The organism is Bacillus sp. FJAT-53060 (genome assembly GCF_037104745.1).
GTDB classification, from domain to species: Bacteria; Bacillota; Bacilli; order Bacillales; family Bacillaceae; genus Bacillus; species Bacillus stratosphericus_B.
In genome coordinates this window covers 1-18,292 of the sequence record NZ_JBAWSW010000044.1, presented here as the reverse complement: position 1 = coordinate 18,292, position 18,292 = coordinate 1, and the positions used below count along the sequence as shown (strand labels likewise).

Annotated in this window: 16 protein-coding genes, 1 tRNA gene, 2 rRNA genes, 1 other RNA gene, 2 pseudogenes and 1 other annotated feature; of the genes and pseudogenes, 6 read left to right on the top strand and 16 right to left on the bottom strand. The window is 39.7% G+C overall.

Annotation, left to right across the window (positions count from 1 at the left end; translation table 11 throughout):
• The 8 genes from WAX46_RS13565 to tadA form a co-directional block, all read right to left on the bottom strand.
• Positions 1-123: ribosomal RNA gene (locus WAX46_RS13565) — 16S ribosomal RNA — on the bottom strand; the annotation flags it as partial.
• Between the two features lie 272 nt (positions 124-395).
• Positions 396-659, bottom strand: coding sequence for a pro-sigmaK processing inhibitor BofA family protein (locus tag WAX46_RS13560; RefSeq protein WP_226569773.1), 264 nt, complete (start codon positions 657-659; stop codon positions 396-398).
• A gap of 66 nt (positions 660-725) precedes the next feature.
• On the bottom strand, positions 726-950 hold the full coding sequence (locus WAX46_RS13555) for a YaaL family protein (protein ID WP_226569771.1): 225 nt from the start codon (positions 948-950) through the stop codon (positions 726-728).
• 18 nt (positions 951-968) lie between these two features.
• On the bottom strand, positions 969-1,565 hold the full coding sequence (gene recR, locus WAX46_RS13550; RefSeq protein ID WP_226569768.1) for a recombination protein RecR: 597 nt from the start codon (positions 1,563-1,565) through the stop codon (positions 969-971).
• A 15-nt stretch (positions 1,566-1,580) separates the two neighbouring features.
• Positions 1,581-1,904 carry a YbaB/EbfC family nucleoid-associated protein gene (locus WAX46_RS13545; protein ID WP_099679287.1) on the bottom strand — a complete coding sequence of 108 codons (324 nt, stop codon included), beginning with the start codon at positions 1,902-1,904 and terminating at the stop codon, positions 1,581-1,583.
• 25 nt (positions 1,905-1,929) lie between these two features.
• Positions 1,930-3,642 (bottom strand): DNA polymerase III subunit gamma/tau, encoded by a 1,713-nt coding sequence (dnaX, locus tag WAX46_RS13540; RefSeq protein ID WP_336494194.1) that lies wholly within the window; start codon positions 3,640-3,642, stop codon positions 1,930-1,932.
• A gap of 294 nt (positions 3,643-3,936) precedes the next feature.
• Positions 3,937-4,201: signal recognition particle sRNA large type (ffs, locus tag WAX46_RS13535), an RNA gene on the bottom strand.
• 76 nt (positions 4,202-4,277) lie between these two features.
• A complete protein-coding gene (gene tadA, locus WAX46_RS13530; RefSeq protein WP_226569764.1) occupies positions 4,278-4,754 on the bottom strand; it encodes a tRNA adenosine(34) deaminase TadA in 477 nt (158 codons plus the stop codon).
• Between the two features lie 115 nt (positions 4,755-4,869).
• On the opposite strand from tadA, the pseudogene WAX46_RS13525 reads away from it, so the two are divergent.
• The 4 genes and pseudogenes from WAX46_RS13525 (at position 4,870) to WAX46_RS13510 (ending at position 8,080) form a co-directional block, all read left to right on the top strand.
• Positions 4,870-5,374, top strand: a pseudogene (locus WAX46_RS13525) (isochorismatase family cysteine hydrolase).
• A 99-nt stretch (positions 5,375-5,473) separates the two neighbouring features.
• Positions 5,474-6,721 carry a glycosyl hydrolase family 18 protein gene (locus WAX46_RS13520; RefSeq protein WP_442895674.1) on the top strand — a complete coding sequence of 416 codons (1,248 nt, stop codon included), beginning with the start codon at positions 5,474-5,476 and terminating at the stop codon, positions 6,719-6,721.
• A gap of 79 nt (positions 6,722-6,800) precedes the next feature.
• The gene (locus WAX46_RS13515) at positions 6,801-7,424 is read left to right on the top strand and encodes a deoxynucleoside kinase (RefSeq protein WP_336494192.1); all 624 of its coding nucleotides are present in this window, start codon (positions 6,801-6,803) and stop codon (positions 7,422-7,424) included.
• A complete protein-coding gene (locus WAX46_RS13510) occupies positions 7,421-8,080 on the top strand; it encodes a deoxynucleoside kinase (protein WP_226569758.1) in 660 nt (219 codons plus the stop codon). Before WAX46_RS13515 ends, WAX46_RS13510 begins: the two co-directional genes overlap by 4 nt.
• A gap of 85 nt (positions 8,081-8,165) precedes the next feature.
• Here the strand turns inward: WAX46_RS13510 and WAX46_RS13505 are convergent.
• The 5 genes and pseudogenes from WAX46_RS13505 to pdxS all read right to left on the bottom strand — a co-directional run bounded on the left by WAX46_RS13505 (position 8,166) and on the right by pdxS (position 12,410).
• Positions 8,166-8,258 (bottom strand) — tRNA-Ser (locus WAX46_RS13505).
• A gap of 130 nt (positions 8,259-8,388) precedes the next feature.
• Positions 8,389-8,724, bottom strand: a pseudogene (locus WAX46_RS15935) (methyl-accepting chemotaxis protein); the annotation flags it as partial.
• Positions 8,725-9,320: 596 nt separating this feature from the next.
• The gene (serS, locus tag WAX46_RS13495; RefSeq protein ID WP_226569755.1) at positions 9,321-10,595 is read right to left on the bottom strand and encodes a serine--tRNA ligase; all 1,275 of its coding nucleotides are present in this window, start codon (positions 10,593-10,595) and stop codon (positions 9,321-9,323) included.
• Between the two features lie 49 nt (positions 10,596-10,644).
• Positions 10,645-10,861, bottom strand: a binding site (T-box leader).
• Between the two features lie 53 nt (positions 10,862-10,914).
• Positions 10,915-11,505: a pyridoxal 5'-phosphate synthase glutaminase subunit PdxT gene (pdxT, locus tag WAX46_RS13490; protein ID WP_336494191.1), complete on the bottom strand. Its 591-nt coding sequence runs from the start codon at positions 11,503-11,505 to the stop codon at positions 10,915-10,917.
• A 20-nt stretch (positions 11,506-11,525) separates the two neighbouring features.
• Positions 11,526-12,410: a pyridoxal 5'-phosphate synthase lyase subunit PdxS gene (gene pdxS / locus WAX46_RS13485; protein ID WP_226569751.1), complete on the bottom strand. Its 885-nt coding sequence runs from the start codon at positions 12,408-12,410 to the stop codon at positions 11,526-11,528.
• Positions 12,411-12,636: 226 nt separating this feature from the next.
• Here pdxS and pdxR point away from each other — a divergent pair, with 226 nt between their 5' ends.
• On the top strand, positions 12,637-14,115 hold the full coding sequence (gene pdxR, locus WAX46_RS13480; protein WP_226569749.1) for a MocR-like pyridoxine biosynthesis transcription factor PdxR: 1,479 nt from the start codon (positions 12,637-12,639) through the stop codon (positions 14,113-14,115).
• Positions 14,116-14,156: 41 nt separating this feature from the next.
• Here the strand turns inward: pdxR and WAX46_RS13475 are convergent, their stop codons facing one another.
• Both WAX46_RS13475 and guaB read right to left on the bottom strand, forming a co-directional pair.
• Entirely contained in the window at positions 14,157-15,476 is a 1,320-nt protein-coding gene (locus tag WAX46_RS13475) for a D-alanyl-D-alanine carboxypeptidase family protein (protein ID WP_226569746.1), read from the bottom strand.
• A 160-nt stretch (positions 15,477-15,636) separates the two neighbouring features.
• The gene (guaB, locus tag WAX46_RS13470; protein WP_226569744.1) at positions 15,637-17,103 is read right to left on the bottom strand and encodes an IMP dehydrogenase; all 1,467 of its coding nucleotides are present in this window, start codon (positions 17,101-17,103) and stop codon (positions 15,637-15,639) included.
• A gap of 121 nt (positions 17,104-17,224) precedes the next feature.
• Between guaB and WAX46_RS13465 the strand changes: the two genes are divergently transcribed.
• Positions 17,225-18,193: a YaaC family protein gene (locus WAX46_RS13465; protein WP_226569742.1), complete on the top strand. Its 969-nt coding sequence runs from the start codon at positions 17,225-17,227 to the stop codon at positions 18,191-18,193.
• Between the two features lie 10 nt (positions 18,194-18,203).
• Here the strand turns inward: WAX46_RS13465 and rrf are convergent.
• Positions 18,204-18,292, bottom strand: a 5S ribosomal RNA gene (rrf, locus tag WAX46_RS13460); the annotation flags it as partial.

Here is an 18,292-nt window from a genome sequence, read left to right as displayed (position 1 = left end):
CCACGTGTTACTCACCCGTCCGCCGCTTACATCCGGGAGCAAGCTCCCTTCTGTCCGCTCGACTTGCATGTATTAGGCACGCCGCCAGCGTTCGTCCTGAGCCAGGATCAAACTCTCCGAAAAAGAACAAAACCGAAGTTCTGTTTTTCGTCAGTTTGACTGACTACCTATGAAGTATCATAGGATTTTTTATAATAACTCGAATTAACAGGTACGTTTTGTCTTGTTTAGTTTTCAAAGAACTTGTTTATCTCTTGGTAAACGACTATAATATTTTATCACAACGAAGTTGTTAGTGTCAACAAATTTTTGTTATGATGTTTTTTCGCTTCTTCCTCATCAGCGACGTATATTAATTTACCACCATACAGAACCAAAGTCAATAATATTTTTTATTAAATAATAAACCTTTCAATAACTACTAAAGCCACTACGCCTGGAATGCCCAATAAACCACTAATTCCACTCGTTACAGGGTTAATGGAGACATGAAGCCCTAAACTCTCACCGAATAAATTAAGGCAAAATAAAAAAAGAGCGCCTGCCACAAACTTAACTCCGATAATCCCTAACCATTTGAATAGATTGGCTTGAACACCTGACATAAACAACAGTAATACAGCTAGCAAAATTGAACCAATCACTATAACAGGTTCCATAATCCTCTCATCTCCTCTTCATATGAATAGTACAAACATATGAGAGGACTATGTAAAATAGACCTGCTACCTCCAGTTGTTTAAACGTAAATTCCTCTTTTTCGCTTCTCTCAGATAGAAAAAGTACTTCGCTTGAGCAAGCTTTAATTCGAATAGAATGTCCGGTGAAGGCTCAACGCTATTTGCGACAAGCTTTTTTTGTCTGCTCCATTCTTCCTTTTGCTTAAAAAGCTGTTGAATTAGTTTCTCATCGAATTCTTTTCGAATTGATTTTCTGCGAAGAAAACCCATGTACCATACTTCTCCTTCCTACATCTCACGTCTGCCTTCTAGAGCCTTTGAAAGTGTGACTTCATCCGCATACTCTAAATCTCCACCTACTGGGAGTCCGTGAGCAATACGAGAGAGTTTAATTCCTGATGGTTTCAACAATCTAGAGATATACATGGCTGTAGCTTCTCCTTCAATGTTTGGGTTGGTTGCAAGAATCACCTCAGTTACTTGATCGTCTTGCAATCTTTTTAATAGATCAGGAATTTTAATATCCTCTGGCCCAATTCCGTCCATTGGCGAAATGGCACCATGAAGCACATGATATAAGCCGATATATTCTTTCATCTTTTCCATTGCGATCACATCTTTGGGATCCTGTACAACACAGATAACAGATTGATCTCTTCTTTTATCTTCACAGATATAGCAGGGGTCCTGATCAGTGATATGGCCGCAAACCGAACAATAAGTTAAATTGCGCTTTGCATTTACAAGCGCCTTCGCAAAATCTAGTACGACATCTTCCTGCATACTAAGAACAAAAAAAGCCAGACGGACCGCAGTTTTCGGTCCGATTCCTGGCAATTTCATAAAGCCATCAATCAGCTTTGATATTGGTTCAGGATATTGCATCTTCAGTTATTCCTCCTAGAATAAACCTGGCATGTTCATTCCTTTTGTGAATTTACCCATTGTTTCATTTGTTAGCTCATCGATTTTTTTCAATGCGTCATTTGTCGCCGCAAGTACAAGGTCTTGAAGCATATCGATATCTTCAGGATCAACAACTTCTTCATTAATTGCTACATCAACGACTTCTTTTTGTCCATTTACTTTTACAGTGACCATACCGCCACCTGCCGTACCTTCAAGAACCTTTTCTGCAAGCTCCTCTTGAGCCTTAGCCATATCCTTTTGCATTTTTTGCATTTGTTTCATCATTTTTTGCATGTTTCCCATTCCACCGCGCATATGAACACCACTCTCTTTCCTTTTGTTAATCTTTAATTTCAATTAAATCGATTCCAACTAACTTCTTTGCTTCCGCAATCAATGGATTTTCTTCAGTAGAAGTTGACTGACCATCTGCCTGTTCATCTGGCTGATGATCTCTTAAAAATTCTCCTCTTATTTTACCCCATTGTGCGTCAGGAACGCCAACTAATTCCACTCTTTTTCCTAGCATAGACTCTAGCAGGTGCTCAAGGTTAGTTCGAACACCGCTTTTATCTTCAGCCACCATTTTACAATGTATTTCAAACTTAAATTTCAAAACAAAGGCGTGAGATGCAGCTGCAACTGGCTCACTATCCGTTAATAGTGCAGCGTGAGATGCTTTATTCTGCTGTTTCAATTGGACAAGGAGCTCTCCCCATTTGCCTTTTATTTTTTCTAGCTCTGGCCGTTTCGCTTCTTTTAGAATCTCGTGAATTCGGCCAACAGGTACACGATAGCCATTTTTATGACTTGTTTGTGGTCGAGGTGCTTCCTTTTTTTCTTTAGGACTATGAGTCTGAGACATCGGTACTCCCTCAGCTCTTAGCCTTGATAGCTCCTGTTCCAACCTATTTATTTTATCCGTTAATGCTGTCAAATCAGAGTTAGCAGGAGATTGTTTCATTCCAATCATTGACTGACAAAGCTTCACGATAGCTACCTCAAAGAAAATCCTTGGGTGATTCGTCCATTTCATTTCTTGATGGCTCTTATTAAGCACTTCAATCGTCTCATAAAGAAACTGAGGTGTCACACGATCAGAGAGCGTCACAAACTTTTCATCGACTTTTACCTTTTCAAGTACTCCCTCAAGATCTGGCGCCGTTTTATAAAGCAGCATATCTCTAAAGTAAAAGATCATATCCTCTATTAATTTAGCAGCACCTTTCCCCTGCTGGAGCAATTCATTTAATGTATCAAACGCTACTGCAATATTTTGATCAAAAATAGCTTCAGCAAGCTGACTAATGAAATGCTGAGAAACAGCACCTGTAATTAGCAGTGCATCATTAATTGTCAGTTGTTCACCACTAAATGAGATCGCTTGATCCAAGAGGCTTAGCGCATCACGCATACCGCCGTCTGCTGCACTAGCAATAATCTCGAGTGAACCCCCTTGTACATTTAGGCTTTCTGCATCTACAATTTTCTCCATTCTTGCAACAATATCTTTTGTCGTAATTCGTTTAAAATCAAATCGCTGACACCTGGATATGATGGTAAGAGGAATTTTATGAGGCTCTGTGGTAGCCAAAATAAAGATACAATGAGCAGGCGGTTCCTCTAGTGTTTTAAGGAGGGCATTAAATGCCCCGATTGAGAGCATATGTACCTCATCTATAATATAAACCTTGTATGTAACCGCCGAAGGAGCAAATTTCACTTTATCACGTATATCTCGGATTTCATCTACCCCGTTATTAGAAGCAGCATCTATTTCAATCACGTCTGAAATCGAGCCGGTTGTAATCCCTTTACAAGCATCACATTCATTACACGGCTCACTAACAGGTGACTTTTCACAGTTCACTGCCTTTGCAAAAATCTTAGCAGCGCTTGTTTTACCTGTTCCTCTAGGACCTGAAAATAAGTAAGCATGAGAAAACTTTTTCTGCAAAAGGGCATTTTGCAACGTTTTTGTGATGTGTTCTTGTCCATCAACATCCTCAAAAACTTGAGGCCTGAACACTCGATATAAAGCTTGATAACTCACAAATACGCCCTCCTCCATTTATCATCATTTTCATTATACATGATGCAACGATCAATTCAAAAGTACACCTTTATTTTCTAATAAGCGAATTTATATGATTTTTTTTACTTTTCATGTATCAAAAACAAATTTTCTAGTTTTTGAAATGACTTGCCAGACCAAAAAGAACGTTAGTTACCTATTCTAGTTTGTTGTAAAAAGCTGTTTGTATAAATCAAGCAGTTGAGCTATTCTTTGAGCAACAACAAAAACTCACCTAAATAAACTAGATGAGTTACATTTAATATTGATTTACCGTGCACCTTCTGTCGATTCGCTACCCCAAGCGTTACTTAAACAGTTAGCTCGGCCCAGGCAACCCTGCGGCACATGAGAGGTTTCACTTAATGCTGCTTCCTTCCGGACCTGACATGGTTCATGAATTCCCATTGCGCAGGACCCAAACGTCAACACCACTTATTTAAGGCAGACCTTGAAGTAAACGAACCTCGAGAAGGGATTCGGCCTCGCTAGAGCGGATTGCGAGTACAGGGCACCGCTACCTCCCCGCTTAGCACGGCAAAATGAATATTAAATTGTTAGTGACGCAGAAATAAGTATACCTTCTATCAGCCGAAATTGCAAACGACATCCATTCATTTACTTTTTGCTTGTTTCTTTCGTTGACGGAGTTCACGAAAGAATTGACTTAACAGCTCACCACATTCTTTTTCAAGCACACCACCGATAACTTCAGACTGATGATTGAACCGCTCATCATCTAGTAAATTCATTAAAGTACCTGCACAACCACCTTTAGGATCGTATGCACCAAATACGACCTTTTTCACTCTAGAAAGTACAATAGCGCCCGCACACATGGGGCATGGTTCAAGCGTAACATAAAGCACTGCTTCTTCTAAACGCCAGCTCCCAATCGTTTTACACGCTTCATCAATTGCAAGTAATTCTGCATGTGCAATTGAACGCTGTTCACTTTCCCTTAAGTTATGAGCGCGGCTCACAATTTGATCACCAACAACGATTACGGCACCGATCGGCACTTCTCCTATTTGTTCCGCTTTTAAGGCTTCAGAAATGGCTTCTTGCATAAACTGTTCATCTTTCATCATTGCACGGCTCTCTTTTCATGTTTTTTAAAAGGATATTGTGGTTAACATATTACCACACTCTTTTGAAGAAGGTCTTATTTTGCCAAATCATCAAAAGGCACTGCTTATTATTGACATGATCAATAACTTTGATTTTGAAATGGGACATGTGCTCGCTGAAAAAACAAAGCAAATGACCAATAAAATTTTAGCCCTTAAACAATACGCTTTCAAGGAAAATTGGCCAATTATCTATATCAATGATCACTACGGAATTTGGAAGGCAGATATTCAAACTGTCATCGAAAAATGTAAAAACGAAAGAAGCGCCCCCATTTTAAAGCAAATGATACCTTCGAACGATGATTACTTCTTAATTAAACCTAAGCATTCTGCCTTCTATGGAACAGCACTAGAGACACTCTTAAATGAACTAGGAGTTCAGGATGTTATTTTAACTGGAATTTCAGGAAATATCTGTGTTCTCTTCACAGCGAATGATGCTTACATGCGAAAATACAATCTGATTGTACCTAAAGATTGTATTGCTTCAAACAATGATAGAGATAACGATGATGGAGAACGTTCTTTTTGCAAAAATCGCAACTGTCAATGATATCACAAATGAAAAACAAACATGATTTATCCAATACCCTCATAAATTGTTAGCAATAACAAAGGGGGCGTTGATTATTCAAATTTATGTTGTCAAAAGAGGAGATACTTTAAGTGAAATTGCAATGCGTTATAAAACAACTGTAGATGAAATCATCCGTACCAACGAAATCGAAACACCAAATCAACTCGTCATTGGACAAACAATTGTGATCCCAATTAGAGGTCAATTTTACGAGGTCAAACAAAATGACACACTTTATCAAATTGGGAAGAGATTTCAAATTTCAGTGGAAGAATTGGCACGTGTGAATAGAATCCGGCCTGAAGCGATACTTCCTATTCGCTTCTTGCTCTATATTCCACAAAGACCGAAAAGAAACATTAATTCTAATGCTTTTATTGAACCACGTGGAGATCAAGTCAGTGAAAATTTAAAGCAAGCAGCTCGAGAGGCCTCTCCATACTTAACCCATCTACTCGCCTTTAGTTTTCAAGCACAAAGAGACGGAACACTGCGAGAACCACCGTTAGATCAACTACCTGAGATTGCCGCTCAAAGCAGAACCGTATTATCAATGGTGGTCACAAACCTAGAGAACGAAAAATTCAGTGATGAACTTGGACGAATCCTTTTAACAAATCAATCTGTCAAAACCACATTTTTAAATGAAATTGTTCGCATTGCGCAAAATTACCAATTAAAAGAAATCCATTTTGATTTTGAATATTTACGTCCTACTGATAAAGATGCTTATATTCAATTTTTAAGAGAGGCAACAACCCGTATCCATCAAGAGGGCTGGACAATTTCTGTTGCACTTGCCCCTAAAACAAGTAGTGAACAAAAGGGAAAGTGGTATGAAGCCCATGACTATGAAGCCATCGGTAAGATCGTCGATCATGTTGTGCTGATGACCTACGAATGGGGATACAGCGGGGGGCCTCCACAAGCCGTCTCTCCAATTGGACCTGTCCGACAGGTGATTGAATATGCACTGACTGTCATTCCAGCCAATAAAATTGTGATGGGTCAGAATTTATATGGCTATGATTGGACGCTTCCGTACGTTCAGGGTGGCCCCATCGCCAAAGCCGTCAGCCCCCAACAAGCGATCGCGATTGCTAGAGAGAATAATGTATCCATTCTATACGATGAAACGGCTCAAGCACCTTATTTCCGTTATACAGCTGCTAACAACAAAGATCATGAGGTATGGTTCGAAGACGCAAGATCAATTCAAGCCAAATTTAATCTCATTAAAGAGTTAAACTTAAACGGGATTGCTTATTGGAAATTAGGTCTATCCTTCCCACAAAATTGGCTCTTATTATCAGATCAATTTAATATTGAAAAAAGAACGACATCGTAATTCATTCGCTCTCTGTCTCAGAAGGGGTATGGTACAATATTAATTGGTTTGACAACATTATAGATAGAGGAGAACGCCTATGTATCCTGCCCCTTTTATTGCAGTGGAAGGCCCAATTGGAGCCGGAAAAACAACTTTGGCTACAATGCTTGCGAAGGAATTTCAATTTCCTTTAGTAAAAGAGATTGTAGAAGAAAATCCATTCTTAGATAAATTTTATGAAGATATGGAACAATGGAGCTTTCAGCTTGAAATGTTCTTTCTATGCAATCGTTTTAAACAGTTAGAATCTATTGAAGAAAGCTATATCAAAAAACAGCAACCGGTTGTCACGGATTATCATGTCTATAAAAATATGATATTTGCAGAAAGAACCTTATCAAAAAAACACATGGATAAGTACAGAAAGATCTATCACTTGCTATCAGATGATCTTCCTAAACCCAATGCTATGATCTATATAAAAGCCAGCCTTCCCACCTTAATTAATAGAATACAAATGAGAGGACGTTCTTTTGAAGAAGACATCGACCCAGCTTATTTAAAAACCTTAATTGAAGATTATGAGCTGGCCATTGAACATTTAAAACAGACTGACCAAGAGCTTCCTATCTTCACAATTGAAGGAGATCATACAGACTTCGTTTCCTCACAGCAAGATTACAAGCAAATTGTACAGAACATAAAGGAGCAAGTGCTATGAAAAATATCGAAATACCAAAGGATGCAGTCATAACAATTGCCGGGACTGTCGGTGTCGGAAAATCAACCATGACTAAAACAATAGCGGACAAGCTAGGATTTCAAACCTCTCTTGAAAAAGTAGATGACAACCCATACTTAGAGCCTTTTTATTCAGATTTCCAAAGGTGGAGCTTTCATTTACAGGTCTATTTTCTTGCTGAGCGTTTTAAGGAGCAGAAGCGAATTTTTGAGTCTGGTGGAGGATATGTGCAAGATCGTTCAATCTATGAGGACACAGACATCTTTGCTAAAATGCACGCTGACAAAGGTACAATGTCTGAGGTAGACTATGAAACGTATACGAGTCTATTTGAGGCGATGGTGATGACACCTTACTTCCCTCACCCTGATGTACTCATTTATTTACATGGGGACTTAGATCATATATTACATCGTATTGAAGAGCGCGGGAGAGAGATGGAAACTCAAACAGATCGAGCATATTGGGAAGAAATGTACACTCGATATACTGAGTGGATCGAACAATTCGAATTATGCCCAGTGATTAAAATTAATATCGAAAATTATGACTTACTTCATGATGAAAGCTCGCTTGATCCCATTCTTCACGAAATTGCTTCTGTTATTCAAAAAAATCGTTCTTTAACGCAATAAAAAACCCCCTGCATTTCGAATGCAGAGGGTAGACGATTTCCAATTTTTATGCTTGCGTTTCAATTCAACTAAGGTAATATCAATATGGCGGAGGAAGAGGGATTCGAACCCCCGCGGGCTTTGACACCCCTGTCGGTTTTCAAGACCGATCCCTTCAGCCGGACTTGGGTATTCCTCCGTATCGACAAGAATTAATATATCATATCATATCATTTAAAGTCAACATCTATTCAAAAAAAATTCCAATATGTTATTTTTTCATGATTATTTGCCTATAAAAAAGCAGCCAAATGACGGCTGCTCTTGATCTATTTCGTTTCCTGTCTAATTTCTTCAATGAAATGATTCATCTCTTCTTTAAACTCATTTAATGATTCGATAATCTTCGTAAAGTCTGTCACTTGTTTGGCTTGTTCGTTTGTTGAACTGCTGATTTGCGAGATGTTTTCAGACAAAGTGCCAATGCTGTCTTGGATTTCTTTAAGGAATGTATTAATGGTTTCAGCCGCTTCCTTTGAACCATCTGATAATTTACGCACCTCATCTGCAACGACTGCAAATCCTTTTCCATTTTCACCTGCTCTTGCCGCTTCAATTGCAGCATTTAGTCCTAGCAGGTTTGTTTGTCTTGCAATCCCGCCAATGGTTTTGACAACTTCTTCAATGTTCGAAGACTTCTCTTCCGCTCTTTCTGCCTGCTCGCTTATTTCTAAACTAGTAGCAGCCAACTCTTGTGAATGCGCAGCAATTTGCTCAATTCCACCTTGTAGTTCTTTCGCTACTTTATTAATATGCTCCATATATCCACTTAATTTCTTTTCACGGTGATGTGAAAAGGCCACTAAAAATGAGCCAATCACTTTTCTATCTCCATCAAAAATCGGATAACCTTTTACAGCAATTTCATAACCATATAATGACTCTGGTAAATGACCGTCGTATTCTTGTCCTCTTAATGTCGTCGCCACATTTTGGTCCTCTGGGTTCAATGCGTCCCCTACTTTAATGCCAAAATCTACTGTTTTGGACGGGTAATAACAAATCACCTTCTCTGTATCAGTAATGCCGAAAAGGATACTTTCATCTAAAACTTTTCTGAGTAAATGAGCCATTTCAACATAATAGTCAAGCCTATTCAAAATTATTCCTTCTTTCCTAGAAGCTTTTAGTTTTTTTATCGGCTTCATTTAGAAAAGCTGTAGGAGTTTAGGTAAAAAGAATAAGATGCCGTGGCGGCACCTTATTTCATCACTTCTTTATTTCCCATATAAGGACGCAGTACCTCTGGAATAATCACTGTGCCGTCCTCTTGTTGGTAGTTTTCTAAAATGGCTGCTACGGTTCTTCCTACCGCTAAACCAGATCCATTTAATGTGTGGACATGTTCAGGTTTTGCCTTAGGCTCTGGGCGGAAACGAATGTTTGCTCGTCTTGCTTGAAAAGCTTCAAAATTACTGCAAGAAGAAATTTCACGATACGTATTTTGGCTCGGAATCCATACTTCGATGTCGTATTTCTTCGCAGCTGTGAAGCCTAAATCTCCCGTACACATGCTCATGACACGGTAAGGTAGGTTCAATAGCTGAAGGACTTTTTCTGCTTGATTCGTTAGTTTCTCTAATTCTTCATAAGAATCTTCTGGTCTGACAAACTTCACGAGCTCTACCTTGTTGAATTGATGCTGACGGATGAGTCCGCGTGTATCTCTACCGGCAGAGCCAGCTTCTGATCTAAAGCACGCACTGAAAGCTGCATAATTAATTGGCAGTTGCTCTCCTTCAAGGATTTCGTCACGGTGCATGTTGGTAATTGGCACTTCAGCTGTTGGAATGAGGAAATAATCTTCTTCGCGAATTTTAAATGCGTCCTCTTCGAACTTTGGAAGCTGGCCAGTCCCGGTCATGCTTGCTCTATTGACCATGTAAGGCGGAAGCACTTCAATAAAACCAAATTCATCTACATGTAAATCAAGCATAAAGTTATAGAGTGCACGCTCTAAGCGTGCGCCTAGCCCTTTATAAAAAACGAAACGGCTTCCTGTGACTTTTCCTGCACGTTCAAAATCTAAAATATTTAGCTCGTCTGCTACATCCCAATGAGGCTTTGGTTCAAATGAGAATGCTGGCTGTTCCCCCCATTTTCTCACTTCAATGTTGTTATCTTCTGTTTCACCAACCGGTACAGAGTCATGAGGAATATTCGGAATTGAGAAAAGGATGGTTTGCAGACTGTCTTCTACTGTTCTTAACTCATCATCCAGCTTCTTAATCTCATCTCCTACCTGACGCATCTCTTGAATAATGTGATCGGCGTCTTTCTTTTCTCTTTTTAAAACGGCTATTTGCTGTGATACTTCATTTCTTCGGCTTTTTAATTCTTCTGTTTTACCGATTAATTCTCTTCTTTTTTGATCCAGCTCACCAAACTTATCAAAATCCGCTAAATCTTCGCCACGGTGTGCTAGCTTTTCTTTAATTTGATCAAAGTCCGTGCGCAGTTGTTTAATATCCAGCATGTGTTACACTCCTTTTTTTATCGAAAAATAAAAAAAGCCCTCATCCCATGAAAGGGACGAGAGCTCTCGCGTTGCCACCCTGATTGAAAACATGCATAATCATGCTTTCCTCTTTCCTTTGTAACGGCATCACCGTAAATGCTTACTTCACTTGTTTCAGCATTTCGCTCAAGGATGGATTCAGAATGCATCTTTCACCGATTCTCACCAACCATCGGCTCTCTGAGAAAGAGGAGCTTCTTACTATTTCCCGTCAACGCTTTTTCGATCTTTGATTGTGATTTTAATGTACTATAAGTTTTATCTCTTTTCAACCGTTTTATACAGCTCGTTTCGTTTTGTAGGACTGCACCATCTCAACAAACAGCTGCGTTAACCGGTGGTCATCTGTCAGCTCTGGATGAAAAGAACAACCTAATATATGGTTTTCTTTCGCCATCACAATCCTGCCATCATACTCAGCCATGACCTCTACGCTTTCATCAGCACTGATGATATGAGGTGCACGGATAAACACCCCTGTAAAGGGTACATCCAGTCCTTTCACTTCTACATCTGCTTCAAAGCTGTCTACCTGTCTACCAAATGAATTACGTGCGACAGATACATTTAACAGTCCAAGGTGAGCATCTTCTCGACCTTCTACATACTTTGCCAACATAATCAAACCCGCACATGTTCCAAAGATCGGTTTCCCTTGAGCAGCGAACGCTTTGATCGGATCAATGAATTGGTACGTATCCATGAGTCTTCTCATCGTCGTACTTTCTCCACCAGGGATTATTAAACCGTCAACAGTTTCTAGCTCTTCTACTCGTTTAATGATCTTTCCTTCTGCGCCACAAGCTTCAATCGATTGAATATGCTCTCTCACCGCTCCTTGAAGCCCTAGTACACCAATTGTTAGCATGTTCGTTTGCGCTCCCTTAATTACCAGCCACGCTCTTGCATACGTTCTTCTGGCAGTAGATTTGATATTTCAATTCCTTTCATGGCTGTCCCCAATTCTTTAGAAAGCTCTGCAATGAGACGGTAATCTGTGAAATGAGTTGTTGCTTCAACAATCGCTTTAGCAAACTTAGCAGGATTTTCTGATTTGAAAATACCGGATCCGACAAATACACCGTCTGCTCCAAGCTGCATCATTAACGCAGCATCTGCTGGTGTCGCAACGCCTCCAGCTGCAAAGTTAACAACTGGTAGTTTGCCGTCTTTTTTGATTTGAAGCAATAATTCATAAGGTGCTCCTAGATTCTTTGCTTCTGTCATTAGTTCATCTTCACTCATCGCTGCTACTTTTCGAATCTGAGCATTAACCTTTCTCATATGACGAACAGCTTCTACAATGTTACCTGTCCCAGGTTCTCCTTTCGTACGCAGCATAGATGCGCCTTCTGCAATACGGCGGGTTGCTTCACCTAGGTCACGACATCCACATACAAAAGGTACCGTGTATTCATTTTTATTTAAATGGAATTCCTCATCTGCAGGCGTTAGCACTTCACTCTCATCGATATAATCAACACAAAGTGCTTCAAGAACACGAGCCTCCACGATGTGGCCGATACGTACTTTTGCCATGACTGGAATCGTTACTGCATTTTGTACTTCTTCTACGATTCTTGGATCTGCCATACGGGCAACACCGCCTGCTGCACGGATATCAGCTGGTACTCGTTCTAGTGCCATGACTGCGACAGCACCTGATTCTTCTGCGATTTTCGCCTGCTCAGCATTGACGACATCCATAATGACGCCACCCTTTTGCATTTCTGCCATTCCACGTTTAACTCGTTCAGTTCCCTTATTGCTCACAATTGTTTCCTCCCATTTGTCTATTCATTTGCTTTAACATCTTTATCATACAAGTGAGATAGTATAACAATAAAGAGAGACATATAACAATTCAAACAACTGACAAAAAAGAAGAAACCTTTATATATAAAGGATTAACAACAGAAATGAAGGCATTTCCTCTTTTAAGTATCATTTACATGCTATAATGAAATTATAACAATTTTACATTCATTGGAGGATTCTCATGCATATTGATATCCACCGACACTCAGATATTTCTCTTTCAAATCAGATTTACTTTTCAATCGTTGATCACATTCAATCTGGTCTGCTTCAGCAGGGGGACAAGCTACCAACTGTACGTGATTTAGCGAAGCAGCTCAATGTGAGTCTTGTAACAGCTGCAAAAGCCTATACACGGCTCAAGGAAGACGGATATTTAACAGCTGTGCAAGGTAAAGGGACATTTGTGGATGAGTTGCAAGAGCAAACAGACATCCCGGTTCAGTCATCTACCTCTTTCGATTGGCAATTGTCCATTCCAGATTATTTGCCAAGGTCTCAATTCGCTCAGTATCATTATGTAGAAGAAGCGATTAACCTTTCTTCCTCTATGATCGATCCAGGCCTTTTACCTAACCGATATTTAGAAAAAGAATTGCAACATGTGCTCGCTCGACATCCTCAAATCATGTCGAAATACGGAGAAATACAAGGTGACCTTCAGCTTCGTCAGGTCATTCAGTCTTTTTTAGAAACATTAGATGTGCCTTCTACTCCGGAAAATATCCTTGTGACAAGTGGTTCTCAGCAAGGGCTTGATTTGGTGGCACGTACGTTTATCGGAACGGATGATGTCGTAGTTATGGAGGCACCAACCTATCCAGGTGCGATTGATGTCTTTATGGGTAGAGGGGCAAGAATTATTACAGTTCCTGTCGACCATGAAGGAATGAACATGAAACAGATTCAAAGCATAATTGATAAATATAAGCCAAAGCTTATCTATACGATTCCTACTTTTCACAGTCCGACAGGCGCCAGTATGTCGATGAAACGCAGAAAACAGCTTCTCTCACTGGCACAAAGCATAGATTGTCTCATTGTAGAAGATGATCCCTATCGAGAGCTTTATTTTGAAAAGAAGCCGCCATCACCAATTAAAAGTCTGGATCACGATGGACACGTCATTTATTTACGAGGATTAAGTAAAACACTTGCTCCAGGGTGCAGAATTGGGATCATTACTGCATCAGGCTCTATATTTAATCGTTTATTAGCTGCAAAGGCCAATAATGATTTGGGCAGCCCTCTTCTCACACAAAAGGCCATTTTACCGTTTTTAACGTCAAAGAAAATGATTGAGCATACGAAGAAGTTAAGAACAGCCTTGAAGGTGAGACGCGATTTAATGGTGGATATTTTGACGAAGCATGCACTAAAGGACGTCACATGGCAAGTTCCACAGGGCGGTCTCAATTTATGGCTCAGCTTTCCTTACTGGGTCGATACGCGTGCACTATTACATGAAGCGCGTAAGCAGCAAATCACCTTTTTGCCAGGCTCTGTCTGCTACCCTGGGGAGCCGAAGCAGAATTATATCCGCCTCAGTTTTTCTTATGTGAATGAAAAATCTTTGGCTGAAGGCATGGAAAAATTATGTGGTATTTTTCAGCAAGCCTTGTCCACCCCTCAAAATCACAAACAATCGCTTTTCTTTTAACGACAAAAAACTGCCCTCCATAAATAGAGAGCAGTTTTTTATTAGAACCAACCTGTTACTGTATCAACGATTCCGCCCCAAATGCCAGCGAAGAATCCACCTACACCGCGCACTGCAAGGATGAACCAGTTTGCTTTTTCAACACCTGTTTTCGTCACAAGCTCAACACCTGATTGGTCTTTATTCAAATAGCCATAGTCCTTCTCATCACCAGAATAAGAAGTCGTCAGCATGCCAACCTTCGTTCCTTTTTTAATAGGAGCTTCTAAGTTCTTTTTCTCGATATTTACTTTTGCTTTATAGCTCTTCTCGAAACCATTTTTGACTGGCACAGAAAAAGCTTCTTTCGTTACGACGGATACTTCTTTATCTTTCCCTTTATCGACTCCGATGTCTTCATTGATTTGCTGACCTTCTTTGTACATTTCTTTCATCGTAAAGTTTTTAAAAGCATAGTCGAAAAGTTTTTTCGCCACATCGAAACGAGATGTATGGAGATTTCCTTTTGCATTCAAGATGACTGCGATGACACGCATGTCACCTTGTTTTGCTGTACCTGTAAAGCTTGAACCAGCTGAATCAGTAGAGCCCGTTTTCAGACCGTCCACTCCTTCATATTCACTCACAAGTCCTTTAAGCATGAAGTTCCAGTTGGGCATGTCCATTTCATCGTCTGTGCCTTCTCTGAACTTTGTTTTAGCGATACTTGCTGTTTCAAGAATTTCTGGGTGGTCTTTGATAAGGTGCTGTGCAAGCAATGCCATATCCTTCGCAGATACTTCACTTTCTTCATCAGGACCCGTACCATTTGGCTGTTTGCCGTGTAGGTCTTTATTTTCTAGACCAGTTGCATTGACGAATTTGTAGTTTGTTAAACCTAGTTCTTTCGCTTTTGCGTTCATTTTTTCAACGAACTTCGATTCTGATCCAGCGATCACCTCTGCTAGGCCAATCGCTGCTGCATTTGCTGAATAAATAGCCATTGCTTGATAAAGTTCTTTGACTGTATACGAGCCATCTTTTCTCAAAGGAACATTGGATAAACTGCGGTCCTGAGAAATTTCGTATACATAATCATCTGGCGTATACGTTTGATCCCATTTTACTTTGCCTTCAGAAATAGCCTCTAGCAATAGATACTCTGTCATCATCTTTGCCATACTTGCAATAGGCAGCCTTTGTTCTGCGTTTTTACTATAAAGAATTTTACCTGTAGAAGCTTCAATAAGGATGGCTGCTTTCGCATTCACATTGAATGGATCTTCAGCCGCTTTTGCTTTGGACATTGGTGTAAACATTGTAACAATCAATGCCAGTGCAAGGATAGAGACCATAAGCTGTTTCAACATCTTGCTGTTCAATCGTCATACCTCCGTATTCATCTTTTTTCGACGTTTTTCATATATATTTAATCCACAAGGGCTTATTTCAACACAACAGTATAAATTTTATCACAATAAAGATAAAAAAAATAGACAGAGCCATAGTCCCTGTCAAATGTAATTTGATTGTCACAATTTATCAAGAAATTGTGTAGTTTGGTGATTCTTTTGTAATTTGCACATCATGTGGATGGCTCTCACGAAGACCTGCACCTGTCATGCGAATGAACTGTGCTTCTTCTCTAAGTGTACGTAAGTCTTGAGTTCCACAATAGCCCATACCAGAACGAATTCCGCCAACTAGTTGATAAACTGTATCAACAACTGGCCCTTTGTATGGTGTACGGCCTTCAATACCTTCTGGAACGAATTTTTTATTATCTTCTTGGAAGTAACGATCTTTACTTCCTTTTTCCATTGCAGCAACAGAACCCATACCGCGATAAACCTTGAAGCGTCTACCTTGGAAAATTTCTGTTTCTCCTGGACTTTCAGATGTACCCGCTAGAAGGCTCCCTAGCATAACGGCATGTCCACCAGAAGCTAGTGCTTTCACGATATCACCTGAATATTTAATTCCGCCATCTGCAATAATAGCTTTACCATGCTTTCTTGCTTCTGTTGCACAGTCATAAATCGCTGTGATTTGTGGTACACCCACACCTGCAACAACACGTGTTGTACAAATTGATCCTGGTCCGATACCAACTTTCACAATATCTGCTCCTGCTTCAAATAATGCCTTTGTTGCTTCAGCTGTCGCAACATTACCAGCAATGATGTTAAGAGAAGGATATGTTTCACGGATTTTCGATACAGTGTTTAGAACACCTTGGGAATGACCGTGTGCTGTATCAATGACAATGACATCAACATTGGCTTCAACTAATTTTTTCACACGAGTCATTGTGTCGCCAGTGACACCAACAGCGGCACCCACAATTAAACGGCCATGTGCATCTTTAGAGGAGTTAGGGAATTCAATCACTTTTTCAATATCTTTGATTGTGATGAGACCTTTTAACGTTCCTTCATCATCTAAAAGAGGTAATTTTTCAATTTTGTATTGCTGTAGAATTTTTTCAGCTTCTTCCAATGTTGTTCCAACAGATGCTGTAACAAGTTCCTCTTTTGTCATCACATCGCTAATCTTCATTGAATAATCCGAAATAAAACGAAGGTCACGATTCGTAATAATACCAACAAGCTTTTGATCTTCTTCGTTGTTTACAATCGGCACACCAGAAATACGGTATTTACCCATTAAATGCTCTGCATCGAACACTTGATGATCTGGTGTTAAGAAGAATGGATTTGTAATAACACCACGCTCTGAGCGTTTTACTTTGTCCACTTGTTCTGCTTGCTGTTCAATGGACATGTTCTTATGAACGATACCCAGACCACCTTGACGTGCCATTGCAATCGCCATTTGTGATTCCGTCACAGTATCCATTCCTGCACTAATAATTGGAATGTTGAGCTTTAATGTGCTTGTTAATTCAACTGATAAATCGACATCACGTGGAAGCACCTCAGACTTTGCTGGAACAAGCAAAACATCGTCAAACGTCAAACCTTCTTTTGAAAATTTACTTTCCCACATTAGTAAATCCCCCTCTTTTCGGCAAAATATTATATGTAGATTATCAACTAGAAAACAGCATGTCAAGGAAGCAACAAACAGTTGCAATTTTTAGAAAATATAGAGAGAGTTGAGGAAGAAGATGAAAAGTTCAGGATGGAAGGATTTAAAACGTTTTTACTCACTTGAAACTTCCCAGAAGTTTCTATTTCAACAATATGAGAAACGAAATATTCAAGATGCGAGTCAACAAGCCTATAAAAACTGTGAGCGCTTTATTTATTTTTTAAAACATGGTCATACATTCTATGAACAGGCCGCCATAGCTCCACTAGAACTAAAGCCGATTTTATTATTTTATGGGATGGCGCAGCTGCTGAAAGCATGTTTGCTGACAGTTGATCCCCATTATCCTTCTCAAACCTCTGTCTTAGCTCATGGCGTGACGTCAAGAAAAAGAAAAAAACAGCATTATCGTTTTAGTGAAGATGAAGTAAAAATTCAACGAAATGGACTATGCATGCATGTGTTAAAGTACTTATTTCATTTAGATGGCCTTGAAGATGAGCGATTTACGATGATCCATCTCCTTTCGAAAATACCTGAAATGAGTCATGTTCTTGAGTTTCAAAAGCTGCCTTTAACATTAGTCAAAGTGAAACAATCCAATGGAATCATGATTCAAGATCATATTCCACTGCTTTATAATATGTCAGTTGAACGGTTTATTGAGTATTTTGAATTCCATACAAGTTGGAAGCTCAAACAGAGAGAAGCCAAAAAGCTGACGTTTGATGTATTTCTAGAAGAAAATCCTGCTCTTGCTACTCATCTTCATTATGATTTAGAAATGGATCATTGGTTTATTCCATCAACACGAGATGCATTTCTAGGGATTCCAGAGATTATCAGCCATTACTTGTTAATGTATAACCTTAGTATGATTGCTCGTTACGAAACAGAATGGTGGTACGAGCTGCTGTCTCAATACATTAGTGATGATTACGTCATGATTGAACGCTACATGGAGATTGCAGAAGAAAAGTTTCCATCCTATATCATGATGTTGTTAGAAGAAAACACAAAAAAGACCAGTTCCGTCTGGAACTGATCCTTATAAAGCTTGGCGGCATCCTACTCTCACAGGGGGAAACCCCCAACTACCATCGGCGCTGAAGAGCTTAACTTCCGTGTTCGGTATGGGAACGGG